The 10,584-nt window shown below is 62.7% G+C and carries 15 protein-coding genes; 11 read left to right on the forward strand and 4 right to left on the reverse strand.

Translation table 11 applies throughout. The features are described from left to right. Positions 1-7: 7 nt before the first annotated feature. Positions 8-442 carry a hypothetical protein gene (locus KCX59_RS01960; protein ID WP_179017586.1) on the forward strand — a complete coding sequence of 145 codons (435 nt, stop codon included), beginning with the start codon at positions 8-10 and terminating at the stop codon, positions 440-442. 1 nt (position 443) lies between these two features. Here KCX59_RS01960 and KCX59_RS01965 read toward each other — a convergent pair whose 3' ends face one another. From KCX59_RS01965 to KCX59_RS01975, 3 genes are read right to left on the reverse strand one after another with little or no spacing between them, the layout of a single operon-like run. After that, on the reverse strand, positions 444-1,253 hold the full coding sequence (locus KCX59_RS01965) for an MBL fold metallo-hydrolase (RefSeq protein WP_179017587.1): 810 nt from the start codon (positions 1,251-1,253) through the stop codon (positions 444-446). A 13-nt stretch (positions 1,254-1,266) separates the two neighbouring features. Then, positions 1,267-1,695 (reverse strand): VOC family protein, encoded by a 429-nt coding sequence (locus tag KCX59_RS01970; RefSeq protein ID WP_178992970.1) that lies wholly within the window; start codon positions 1,693-1,695, stop codon positions 1,267-1,269. Between the two features lie 45 nt (positions 1,696-1,740). Next, positions 1,741-3,087, reverse strand: a complete 1,347-nt coding sequence (locus KCX59_RS01975) for a DUF445 domain-containing protein (protein ID WP_179017588.1) — start codon at positions 3,085-3,087, stop codon at positions 1,741-1,743. Between the two features lie 50 nt (positions 3,088-3,137). Here KCX59_RS01975 and KCX59_RS01980 point away from each other — a divergent pair, with 50 nt between their 5' ends. The 4 genes from KCX59_RS01980 (at position 3,138) to KCX59_RS01995 (ending at position 5,621) form a co-directional block, all read left to right on the forward strand. Then, complete coding sequence (locus KCX59_RS01980; RefSeq protein ID WP_178992972.1) at positions 3,138-4,025, forward strand: glycerophosphodiester phosphodiesterase family protein; 888 nt, start codon at positions 3,138-3,140, stop codon at positions 4,023-4,025. A gap of 98 nt (positions 4,026-4,123) precedes the next feature. Further along, positions 4,124-4,558, forward strand: coding sequence for a DoxX family protein (locus KCX59_RS01985; RefSeq protein WP_179017589.1), 435 nt, complete (start codon positions 4,124-4,126; stop codon positions 4,556-4,558). Beyond that, positions 4,555-5,313 carry an AzlC family ABC transporter permease gene (locus KCX59_RS01990; RefSeq protein ID WP_179017590.1) on the forward strand — a complete coding sequence of 253 codons (759 nt, stop codon included), beginning with the start codon at positions 4,555-4,557 and terminating at the stop codon, positions 5,311-5,313. The genes KCX59_RS01985 and KCX59_RS01990 overlap by 4 nt, the downstream gene beginning before the upstream one ends. Continuing rightward, complete coding sequence (locus KCX59_RS01995) at positions 5,310-5,621, forward strand: AzlD domain-containing protein (RefSeq protein ID WP_091464797.1); 312 nt, start codon at positions 5,310-5,312, stop codon at positions 5,619-5,621. The genes KCX59_RS01990 and KCX59_RS01995 overlap by 4 nt, the downstream gene beginning before the upstream one ends. On the opposite strand, the gene KCX59_RS02000 is transcribed toward KCX59_RS01995, so the two are convergent. Continuing rightward, on the reverse strand, positions 5,618-6,247 hold the full coding sequence (locus tag KCX59_RS02000) for a TetR/AcrR family transcriptional regulator (protein ID WP_178992976.1): 630 nt from the start codon (positions 6,245-6,247) through the stop codon (positions 5,618-5,620). The genes KCX59_RS01995 and KCX59_RS02000 overlap by 4 nt on opposite strands. A gap of 92 nt (positions 6,248-6,339) precedes the next feature. Here KCX59_RS02000 and KCX59_RS02005 point away from each other — a divergent pair, with 92 nt between their 5' ends. The 6 genes from KCX59_RS02005 to KCX59_RS02030 all read left to right on the forward strand — a co-directional run bounded on the left by KCX59_RS02005 (position 6,340) and on the right by KCX59_RS02030 (position 10,509). Continuing rightward, positions 6,340-6,672, forward strand: a complete 333-nt coding sequence (locus tag KCX59_RS02005; protein WP_178992977.1) for a thiamine-binding protein — start codon at positions 6,340-6,342, stop codon at positions 6,670-6,672. A 40-nt stretch (positions 6,673-6,712) separates the two neighbouring features. Next, a complete protein-coding gene (locus KCX59_RS02010) occupies positions 6,713-7,384 on the forward strand; it encodes an O-methyltransferase (RefSeq protein WP_179017591.1) in 672 nt (223 codons plus the stop codon). Then, a complete protein-coding gene (locus KCX59_RS02015; RefSeq protein ID WP_179017592.1) occupies positions 7,385-7,888 on the forward strand; it encodes a GNAT family N-acetyltransferase in 504 nt (167 codons plus the stop codon). Between the two features lie 144 nt (positions 7,889-8,032). Then, on the forward strand, positions 8,033-8,350 hold the full coding sequence (locus tag KCX59_RS02020) for a BatC protein (protein WP_179017593.1): 318 nt from the start codon (positions 8,033-8,035) through the stop codon (positions 8,348-8,350). Between the two features lie 2 nt (positions 8,351-8,352). Further along, the gene (locus KCX59_RS02025) at positions 8,353-9,558 is read left to right on the forward strand and encodes a cupin domain-containing protein (RefSeq protein WP_179017594.1); all 1,206 of its coding nucleotides are present in this window, start codon (positions 8,353-8,355) and stop codon (positions 9,556-9,558) included. A gap of 96 nt (positions 9,559-9,654) precedes the next feature. Continuing rightward, on the forward strand, positions 9,655-10,509 hold the full coding sequence (locus KCX59_RS02030; protein ID WP_179017608.1) for a sucrase ferredoxin: 855 nt from the start codon (positions 9,655-9,657) through the stop codon (positions 10,507-10,509). Positions 10,510-10,584: the final 75 nt, after the last annotated feature.

The following is a 10,584-nucleotide window of genomic DNA, read 5'->3' on the forward strand; positions in this document are numbered from 1 at the left end:
GGCTGCCATGGCACAGGATCCAAAACCCACGTTAGAGCAACTGAACATCCTCATTGGCGAATGGGAAACGTCCGTCCCTGGATTGGAAGTCCCCGGCCGGACCACCTTTGAATGGCTGGAAAGCGGAGGCTTCCTTATCCAGCGCTCCACAGTCGAGCGGTCCGAGTATCCCAATGCGGTCAGCATCATCGGTGGCACCGGCTCGGATGGTGCGTTCCAACAGCACTACTTCGACTCCCGCGGCGTCGCACGGATCTACGACATGACGCTCAAGGACAACGTGTGGACCCTTTTTCGGGATGGACCTGACTGGCCCCAACGCTTCGTTGGCCGCTTCAGTGCGGACGGCAACGCCATCCATGCACGCTTGGAACGGGGAAGCTACCCTGGTGGTCCTTTGGAACACGGCTTTGACATGGTGTACACCCGGATCCTGCCCTGAACTACTTCGTTCCTCTTTCTGCCAACCGCTGGAGTTGCCATGAATGCACGTCCGGCAACCAATCCAAAGGTGCAGATGGGCCGACGCGCGGGTCCTCGGGGTCTCGGCCAACCTGCAGTGCCTGCACGTACGCGCGATCCATGGCAATGCGTTCCCGCAGCTGCCCAACGCCACCCACGGAACCATGGCCGGGGATCACAGCAGCAACGTCGCCAGCCACGGTCTCGAACTGGTCCAGAGCTTTGAGATAGTCATTGAGCGGATCCGCTGCTTCCAAGTCGAGGAACGGCATAAGGATGTCAGAAAGCATGTCGCCCGCGACGAGCACGCCGGATTCGCCAACCAAGAGAGCTGCGTGGCCTGGAGCGTGGGCTTGGTGCTCCAGGATGCGGACGGTGGGCCCATCCCACGGAATCTCCGTAGCGCCGGCGGGTAGGCCGGTGATGAGTCCGAGCAGATCCATGGGGATCTGCCCGGTGTGCTCCGGCGGCAAACCCTCAGCCACTTGGTCCCTCCAGTCCGCCTGGGACAGGACGTCCCGGATGGAAGCCGCGCAACGGGCAGTGCCGTAGCGCGGCGCATCGCCGAAGTCCGGGTGCCACAGCACATGGTCCCAATCAGGATGCGTGGAGAAACCTGCGACGACGGGTTGGCCCACGTCGCGAAGGTCGCTGGCGATACCCGCCATTTCATTGACGGTGATGCCGGGGTCGATCAGCAACACACCGTCCCGACTCTGCACCACAGTGCAGTTGCTCTGGATGAATTCGCTCTCGTGCACCAGAACGCCTTCAGCAACTTGCTTCAGCATGGCTCTGTCTTCCCTAGAGCTTTTGCGCCAGCATGACCAGGATGCCGCTGGGGCCGCGAAGATACGTCAGCTTGTAAACGTCCTGATAGTTCGCCACCCCACGCAGTGGATGGCATCCGTGCTTTGCAGCGATCTCAAGGGCATGGTCGATGTCGTCAACTGAGAAGGCGACACGGTGCATTCCGATCTCGTTGGGAAGCGTTGGGTTCGTCTCGATTGCGTCAGGGTGGAGATATTCGAAGAGCTCAAGTTGACCGTTGCCGTCCGGGGTTTGAAGCACCGCAATTTTGGCATGGTTGCCATCCAGCCCAACGGCAGTGTCGGCCCACTCGCCACTGACCGTGTCCCTGCCCAGAACCGTGAGGCCGAGATCCGTGAAGAAGGCGATTGCTTCCTCAAGATCGCGAACAGCTATACCGACGTTCTCAAGTTTGATAGGCATGCGTTGAAGCTACCAAGGCCCATCGGATAGCTCTAGTGCTGCCGGTTACCCGAACAGCAGATGCGCCACTGTGAAAATCGCCAATCCGGCCAATGCACCCACCACTGTTCCGTTGATGCGGATGTACTGGAGGTCTTTGCCTACCTGAAGCTCAATCTTCTGGGACGTTTCCTCGGCATCCCATCGGGCTACGGTGTCTGAGATGACCCCGGCGATGTCCGAACGGTACGTATTTACCAGATAGCCTGCAGCATCACCGATCCAGGTGTTGACCTTGCCGGCCAGTTCTTCGTCGTTGACCAGGCGAGTGCCGAAGTCCCGGACGGCGCTCTTGAAACGCTGGCTCAGTTCGCTGTCGGGATCGTCGACGGCGTTCAGCAGCGCAGTCTTCACCGTTCCCCACGTGCGTGACGCCAGTTCGCGGACCTCGGGATCACCGAGGATCTGGGCCTTGATGGATTCCGCGCGCTCGATCATCGCGGGGTCGTGCTGCAAGTCCTGGGCCAGATCAGTCAGGTAGGCGTCGATCGACTGCCGCACCTGGTGGTTCTGGTCCGCCTGTACTGCGCGGACAAACTTGGACAGTTCCACGTAGACGCGGTCACCCACCAGGCCGTCAACGAATGTCGGCACCCACAGGGGCGAGCGATCCGAAACGAGCCTGTTCACCGTTGTATGGTTGGCGTCCACCCAGTCGGCTGCCCGGTCAACCAACAGGTCAACCAAGGTGTGGTGGTGGCCGTCGGCGAAGATCCGTTCGGCCATCCTGCCCACCGGTGGCCCCCAGGGCGGCGTGAGGAGGTGCTTGCGGACCATGCCCTCGATTACCGCCTGGACGTCGTCGTCGTTCAGTACTGTGAAGGCGCCTCTAATCACGGCCCCGCCTTCCTTGGCCACGCGCTCGGCACCTCCTGGCCCGGCTAACCAGCGCCCAGCCTTGCGGGCGATATCAATGCTTGCCAGCTTGTCCTGGACAACCTCTTGGGACAGGAAGTTGCTCTCGACGAAGTCGCTGAGTGATGCCCCGATCTGGTCCTTGCGACGCGGAATGATGGCCGTGTGCGGGATCTTCAGGCCCATGGGGTACTTGAACAGCGCAGTGACAGCGAACCAGTCTGCCAGCGCACCCACCATGCCGCCTTCGGCTGCAGCCCGGACGTATTCGAGCCACGGGTACTGCTTCTGGAACGCGAACGCCACGGTAAAGATCACTGCCATCGCGATCAGCAGCGCCAATGCCAACCGTTTCATCCGGAGCAACGCGGCCGCTTTTTCCATATCTCCCGCGGAGGGAGCGACGACGGCGGATGTCCCTCGTGCGGGTGCGGCGCCGGCGGTGGGAGCGGGGTTGGTGACGTCTTCGGTTGGGATTTGTTCAGAGTTCACCTGCATTAGCCAAGCGTAGCCCCCGAGCGTCAGGCAGGGTGGGCTAACGTGTCTGCATGACTAGCGACGACTTCGCCCCGAGCCGGCCCAAGGTCTACGCCCACCGCGGCGCCAGTGCCGCCTTCGCCGAGCACACCCGGGCTGCCTATTTGAAGGCCCTCGCCGATGGTGCCGACGGTGTTGAATGCGATGTTCACCTGACCCGGGACCAGCATGTGGTGCTGCTGCACGATGCGAACCTGGACCGGACTTCCACGGGAACGGGCCCGGTTGGTGAGCACACTCTCGAGGAGCTCCGGGCCTTGGACTTCTCGTCGTGGAAGGGTGCCCGCATACCGGATGCTTACGGGGGAGTAGCTGACCAGTTCCTTACCTTGCCGGAGTTGCTGGATATCCTCCGTGCAGCCGGGCGTGACATTGGTTTGGCCATTGAGCTCAAGCACCCCAGCCCGTACGGACTGAAATTGGAGGATCGTGTTCTTGCCCTGCTGGAGGAGGAGGGTTGGACACCTGAGGAATCCCGGCTGGAGAACATTCAAATCTCCTTCATGAGCTTTGACACCGACTCCGTTCAGCGTTTGCTGCAGACCGTTCCCAAGGAGCACATCTGCCAGTTGGTGGACGACTTCACCGTGAAAGAGATTCGGCAGGAGCTCGGCCTCGGGTTCCTTACTGGCGGCGCAGTAGCGAACGTTATGCGGGCAACTCAGCTCGAGGCCGAACGCGTCCTGGATGCAGGCGAAGTAGCTATCGCCGGTCCGGGCATCGATTACGTGAGGGAGCACGCGCGGAACGTTCAGCGCTGGTTGGAGTCAGGCCGCATCTTCCGGGTGTGGACCGTTGACTCGGAGAAGGACGTCGCCCTCTGCCAAGGACTCGGCATCCACGAAATCACCACCAATAAACCGGCCCAAGTGCTCGCGCAGTTGATGGTACCCAACTAGGTCGCAGCAAAGCGCGTTTTGAGCCGTCAAAAGGTGCTCTGCTGCGACTCAGTTGGGTCTCGCTTTGGGGGTCACCGCGCTTGTGATTGAGTGGTCTCATGTCTTTTCGCTGGTCAGCACAAGCAACCCGAACCACCTCAGCATTAGCTTTGAGCGCACTGCTCCTGGCCAGCGCCGCCAAGCACTTCCGTACTCCCAGGTTCTATTACCCGGTGGTTCCGGATTACCTGTGCCGCAACGATGAGCCGGGAAGCCGTCCAGACGGCCCCTTGGCAGTTATGTCCCGCGAGGAATGGGTTGCGTCGTCCGGCCTACTTGAGGTGACTGCCGCCGTCGGACTCTTGCTTCCTGCCACCCGCAAGGTTGCCGCGAACGCCACCACAGCGATGTTCACTGCATTCCTTGCAGGGCATATAGATGCGCTCCGGCGCGCGTATGGCCCCAACGGTACGGCAGCCGAACGCCGCATCCACACGGTTCGGCTGCCCCTGCAGATTCCGCTCATCCTGTGGTCCTGGAGCCTGCGGAAATGAGCGCCGGTACTGCCCCGATGAAACTCAGGGAGTCGCCGGCATTCAAGGTTGCACTGTCCCTCAGTATTGCCACCGGACTGTATGGCGTGTCATTCGGTGCTTTGGCTGTGGCGTCCGGGTTCGATTTCTGGCAGACGATGGTGCTGAGCTTGCTGCTGTTCAGCGGAGGTTCGCAGTTTGCCTTCATCGGTGTCGTGGCCGGTGGCGGCTCGGGGGTCGCGGCCATGACGGCCAGTGCGCTGCTGGGTTTGCGCAATGGCATCTACGGCATGCAGATCAACGCCATGCTTCGCCCCGGTGGGTGGAAAAGATACGTTTCCGCGCATGTAACCATCGATGAATCAACGGCGACGGCGTCCGGCCAGTCTGATCCCGACGAGCAACGCCGCGGGTTCTGGACTGCCGGCATAGGAATATTCATCTTATGGAATATCTTCACAGCCATTGGTGCGTTGGCTGGTGACGCCATGGGTGATCCCAAACAGTGGGGCCTGGATGGTGCTGCAGTTGCGGCGTTCCTGGCGCTGCTGTGGCCGAGGCTGAAAGGCCGGGAACCCTGGGCAATTGCCGCAGCCTGTGCGCTGGCCACCATCCTGGCCGTGCCGTTCGTTCCCTCCGGAGTCCCCATCCTCGTGGCGGCAGTAGTGGCGGGCGTCATCGGTTGGTTCAGCCACGCACGCATGGATGAAGGACTGGAACCGGACGTGGATCCGTATGCCGAGAAGCACCAGCGTGAACACGGAGGCAGGAAATGAACCTCTGGCTTTGGATCCTCATTGCCTGTGCGCTGGCGTATTTGACCAAGCTGGTGGGCTACTTCGTCCCGGCCAAGCTGTTGGAAAACCCGCGCATCATGCACATCGCCGGCACCATGACCATTGGGCTGCTGGCATCCTTGACGGTTGTTAATGCTGTGGCTTCAGGGCAAGGCCTGGTCCTCGATGCGCGCATCGGCGCCTTGGTTGCCGCCGCCGTCGCGCTTTGGCTCCGCGCGCCGTTCCTCGTCGTAGTGATTTCAGGCGCCGCAGCCGCAGCATTGCTGCGGCTGCTGGGTTGGGGCTAGACGGCCTCGGTGAGCGTGACGCCCGGGATGCCCGACTGCTCGGGGAGCGGCCGCGACGGGCGTTCGGTCCGGATGGCGTCCTCAATCAACGCCACGGGGCGCTTCCAGGCCTCGGATCCGGGTTCCATGGTGTCCACTGCACCGATCAGCATTGCGAGCAGCCTGACCATGTCCTCGATGGTTATATCGCGGCGCAGCGTGCCTTGGCTTTGCCCGCGCTTGAGGAGGAACTCCATGGATCCGATGAGGCCGCCCGTGATGCCCATGAGGAGGCCGCGTCGGCCTGCGACCGCGTCGAGAAGGTTCGCGTCATCGCTGGCGACCTTCATCACGGCGTCGATGACGTTGATGAGACCTTCGGCGGCGTCCATGCCGTCAGCCGCGGCGGCGGCAACCGGGTCCACATGGAGGCGTAGCTGGCGCGACAGAGCCGCAAGCACCAACTGTTCTTTGTCCGAGAAGTTGCGGAACAGCGTTGCGGGGCCAACTCCAGCGGTGGCGGCGATGGTCTGAAGGGGTACGTCGGGGCCGTGTTCCCGGAAGCACTGCCTGGCGGCGGTGATGATTTTGTCCACGTTACGTGCGGCGTCTGCCCTGAGGGGCTTGCGTTCAGAGGGCTGTTCCATGCTTGTCAGGGTAGCAATGGAGGCCTCCCGGCCCCTTGTTACGCGGGAGTAGGTTGTTTTGTGACAAACCGGCACGTGAAACACTGGATTTCATGTTGCTTGCATTTTCAGTCGCCCCTTCAGGCCAGCCTGCTTCCGCCGCCAATGGCGGACCTACCCCCGACGCCTCCGTGCACGACGCCGTCGCTGCGGCGGTCAAGATCGTCCGCGAGTCCGGATTGCCCAACCAGACGGATTCAATGTTCACCACCATTGAGGGTGAATGGGACGAGGTTTTCGACGTCGTCAAGCGCGCCACTGAGGCTGTTGGCCGCTACGGCAGCCGCGTCTCGCTGGTGATCAAGGCTGACATCCGTCCCGGATTCAGTGGAGAGCTGACCGGCAAGGTGGAGCGCTTGGAAGAAGCCATTTCCGCCACGGACTAGATCCTTTCCCCAAGCTGCGGTGAGTGCCAGACTGGGGGCCATGATTGAACACGGAACCGAGCCTGGTTGGGTTGACGTCGAGCATTACCTGACTGACGTCGTCGTGCGGCCTGATCCGGCCCATAAGCGCGCCGTGACTTCTGCCGCTGAGGCAGGGATGCCTGCCATTGAAGTGGCACCCAACGCCGGCAAGCTGCTGCGCATGCTGGTTCAGATGTCGGGGGCCCGGCGGGTCCTCGAGATTGGAACCCTTGCGGGTTTCAGCAGCATGTGGATGGCTCAAGGACTGCCCGACGACGGCAGGATAGTCACGTGCGAATTCCTCCAAAAGCACGCCGTCGTGGCGCGCGCCAATTTGGATGCCGCCGGAGTGGGACACAAGGTGGACATTCGCGTTGGTGCTGCGTTGGACATCCTGCCAACCTTGGCCGGCCAGGAATCGTTCGACTTCGTGTTCATCGACGCCGACAAGGAAAATGATGCCAACTACCTCGACTGGGCCATCCGTCTAGGTCATCCGGGAACGGTGATCGTGGTGGACAACGTGATTTGGGATGGGGCCATCCTGGAGCCCGAGCGGGACGAGGTCAACGCACCAGGCATTGTGGCCATGCTGGAAAGAATGGGTCAGGATCCGCGACTCGATGCTACCGCCATCCAAACTGTGGGCAGCAAGGGTTGGGACGGTTTTGCGATAGCGCGGGTGCGGTAAGTGGATTTCACGATTCGGCCGGCAACGGTGGATGACGCCGAGGCCATGGCGCTCATGCAGGTTCAGTCGTGGAGGGAGAGCTACGCGCATTTGCTGCCTCCGGAGTTCTTCGAGAAACAGGAAGCGGCGTTGCCCGACCGCATCGAGCGGTATCGGGCTTTCATCGCTGCAGGCCACACCCGGATGCTGGCCCACGATCCGGATGGCCAACTGGTTGGCCTCGGCGCAGCTGGTCCCGGACAGGACGAGGACGGTCCCTACGATCGGGAGCTTTACGTGCTCTACACCTTGGAACGCATCCATGGCCGGGGTGTTGGGCAGGCGTTGGTGGAGGCGCTGATCGGCGATGGACCGGCGTACTTGTGGGTGCTGGACGACAATCCCCGTGCCCAGGCTTTCTATCGTCGCAACGGTTTTGTGCCGGACGGCAAACGTCAGCTCTGCGACCCATCCTGGTACTCGTTGCCCGAACATCGGATGGTGCGCCCCGCAGCCGGGACTTAGCGGAATCCCAACGCTCGCGAGCTGTTCCCACAGCTGACTCATGTCGATATGGTGATCACGGGCGGTGTCGGTGACGACCGTCCGGTTGGAATCAGGCGTCGATAACCGGAGCCTGTGTACGCCATTCGATTCTCGGGAGGAAGCATGACCATTCCAGAGCAGGATCCAAGCGAGCAGGAAGGCCCGGCAGACGGTGGCGCGGCTGGCGTCCCGGGAACGCACGACGGCGGTGCTGACGGGGGTGCAGATGGCGGTGCTGATGGTGGTGCCGAAGGCCCTGCCGACGGTGGCGCGGACGGCGTCCCGGGTACCCACGACGGCGGTGCTGACGGCGGTGCTGATGGTGGTGCCGAAGGCCCTGCCGACGGTGGCGCGGACGGCGTCCCGGGTACCCACGACGGCGGTGCTGACGGCGGTGCAGATGGCGGTGCCGACGGCGGCGCCGGACAACAAGGCAGCTGAGTTTGAGCTCTACCAGTACTGATTTCCAGGACCCCGGCGCTGTGAAGGAGGCCGGGGTCCTGGAAAGACGCCTGATCGACATCGGTCAGGAGAGGTTCGCCAGCGAGGTCTGGGGGCGCACCGCGTTACTCACGCGTGGTGCCAGCGATTTCTCCGATTTGTTCTCGGCCAACGCGGTTGACGAGCTGATTTCGCGCCGGGGTCTGCGGACACCCTTCCTGCGCGTTGCCAAGGGTGGCTCCACTCTTCCCGAGTCCTCCTACACTTCTCCGGCAGGCGTTGGTGCCACCATCTCCGACCAACTGGACGACACAGCGCTTTGGCGCAAGTTCGGCGACGGAGCCACCCTCGTGCTGCAGGCGCTGCATCGCACGTGGGAGCCTGTGTCGAGCTTCAGCACAAAGCTAAGCACCGAGCTCGGACATCCCGTGCAGGCCAACGCATACGTCACCCCGCCTCAGAACCGTGGTTTCGACGATCACTACGATGTCCACGACGTCTTCGTCCTGCAGATCGAGGGGACCAAGCGTTGGATCATCCACGAGCCGGTCCACGTGGACCCGCTGCGTAGCCAGCCGTGGACGGATCGCCGCTCCGCCGTCGAAGAAGCCGCTCAGGGTGAGCCTTATATTGACACCGTCTTGGAGCCCGGCGACGTCCTCTACCTGCCGCGCGGTTGGCTGCACGCCGCACAGGCGCAGGGGAAGGTCTCGATCCATCTCACCCTGGGGATACACAGTTGGACCCGCCATGCGCTGGCCGAACACCTGGCGCAGGCCGCTCTTGCAGCCCTATGCGACGATCCCGAGATGCGAGGGTCCTTGCCAATGGGCGTGGATGGTCCTGAAGGGGAGATCGCCGCGATTCGCAAACATCTCGCCGCCGCTGTCATGGAGGCTGATACCACTTCCCTTTTCCAACGCGCACGGCGGGGACAGGGACGCCCGGCCCCGCTTGGCCCGGTGGCCCAGCTCGCGGCCGTCGAGAACCTTGGCCCGGAATCGCTGGTGCGGCTTCGGGAAGCACTTGAAGCCCGGTTTGAGGGCTCACGTTTGACTACCCGCGTCGGCTGGCTCGACTTCCCGGAGGTGGATCTGCCGTCCGTGCGGCGCCTGCTGGACGGCGAGGCTCACCGCGCGGCTGATCTCGGCGTTGAACTTGTGGAGAGGCTGTTACGCGCAGGAGTTCTCGTCCCCGTTGAACAGTGATGTCGGCGTGAACAGTGACACCAGATGGTGACATCCCCCGTGGCCGCAACGGGCCGTTTCTTCTGCGCGGAACGTGCCCGGCTGCGTGGCGACTCGATGGCAGGCACGGCGTCACCGGGCCTGGTTTGGGTTCTCATAGAGTATCCGGGCGCCTGGCCGCCCAACGGTTTCGAGGGCCTTGATCTTGAGGCTACGACCAAGGCCCTGGTCAGCTCCGCCGCGCGGACTGCGAATGCACGGATCCTCCTTGTGCGGCGTTCTGGCCCCCGGCGGCTCGGTGCTCGTCAGCGTCATGGTCCGGGCAGCTGGGCCGTACTCCGCCATCAAAGCTCCGGCGCCTATCAACAGCTATGGGGAACATGGAACCGCGACGAGGACCTTGCAGGGATCGTTTCAGCTCTGGCATCTCCCGGGGATCCCGGCCTTCCGCCGGTCATCCTGGTTTGCGCTCATGGGCAGCATGACGCCTGCTGCGCAGTGCGGGGCCGGCCTGTGGGGCGTGCGCTCAGTGAGCGATGGCCGGAATTGGTGTGGGAGTGCTCCCACATTGGCGGTGACAGGTTCGCGGCCAACGCCGTCATTGTCCCCGACGGTGTGTACTACGGAGGGCTCGACGTCGAGTCCTCCGTAGCCACTATTGAGGGTCACCTCGCCGACCGCATTGGAGCAGAGCACTTGCGCGGATACACGGACCTCCTCCCACCGCAGCAGGCCGCCGTCGCGGCCGTGATTGAACGTTTTGGCCCTGCCGGGCGGCATGATTATCTGGTTACGGAGACGCTGCGCGAGGGCGACCACTGGAGCATCCACATCACCGGCAAGCCGCCCCAACCGGCGCATATCGATGTGGAATTGCACGCCCGCCGCACGCCATTACGTCAACTCACCTGTCGGGCGACTACGGAGGGCTCGGTGATAGTTTACGAACCCACTTCCATCCGCAGAACCTGACGTTTGCGGACCGTGGCACGGGTTACCAGGCTTTAGCGGGGCTCTGGATCTTCAGGCTGATCCAAATCAAGCGGT

The sequence above is a fragment of the Paenarthrobacter nitroguajacolicus genome (assembly GCF_051027655.1).
Classification (GTDB): domain Bacteria; phylum Actinomycetota; class Actinomycetes; order Actinomycetales; family Micrococcaceae; genus Arthrobacter; species Arthrobacter nitroguajacolicus.

Bases quoted from the DNA above. Each gene is read 5' to 3' on its own strand.
- KCX59_RS01960 (WP_179017586.1), top strand. From the start codon at position 8: ATGGCACAGGATCCAAAACCCACGTTAGAGCAACTGAACATCCTCATT.
- KCX59_RS01965 (WP_179017587.1), bottom strand. From the start codon at position 1,253: ATGCTGAAGCAAGTTGCTGAAGGCGTTCTGGTGCACGAGAGCGAATTC.
- KCX59_RS01970 (WP_178992970.1), bottom strand. From the start codon at position 1,695: ATGCCTATCAAACTTGAGAACGTCGGTATAGCTGTTCGCGATCTTGAG.
- KCX59_RS01975 (WP_179017588.1), bottom strand. From the start codon at position 3,087: ATGCAGGTGAACTCTGAACAAATCCCAACCGAAGACGTCACCAACCCC.
- KCX59_RS01980 (WP_178992972.1), top strand. From the start codon at position 3,138: ATGACTAGCGACGACTTCGCCCCGAGCCGGCCCAAGGTCTACGCCCAC.
- KCX59_RS01985 (WP_179017589.1), top strand. From the start codon at position 4,124: ATGTCTTTTCGCTGGTCAGCACAAGCAACCCGAACCACCTCAGCATTA.
- KCX59_RS01990 (WP_179017590.1), top strand. From the start codon at position 4,555: ATGAGCGCCGGTACTGCCCCGATGAAACTCAGGGAGTCGCCGGCATTC.
- KCX59_RS01995 (WP_091464797.1), top strand. From the start codon at position 5,310: ATGAACCTCTGGCTTTGGATCCTCATTGCCTGTGCGCTGGCGTATTTG.
- KCX59_RS02000 (WP_178992976.1), bottom strand. From the start codon at position 6,247: ATGGAACAGCCCTCTGAACGCAAGCCCCTCAGGGCAGACGCCGCACGT.
- KCX59_RS02005 (WP_178992977.1), top strand. From the start codon at position 6,340: ATGTTGCTTGCATTTTCAGTCGCCCCTTCAGGCCAGCCTGCTTCCGCC.
- KCX59_RS02010 (WP_179017591.1), top strand. From the start codon at position 6,713: ATGATTGAACACGGAACCGAGCCTGGTTGGGTTGACGTCGAGCATTAC.
- KCX59_RS02020 (WP_179017593.1), top strand. From the start codon at position 8,033: ATGACCATTCCAGAGCAGGATCCAAGCGAGCAGGAAGGCCCGGCAGAC.
- KCX59_RS02030 (WP_179017608.1), top strand. From the start codon at position 9,655: ATGGCAGGCACGGCGTCACCGGGCCTGGTTTGGGTTCTCATAGAGTAT.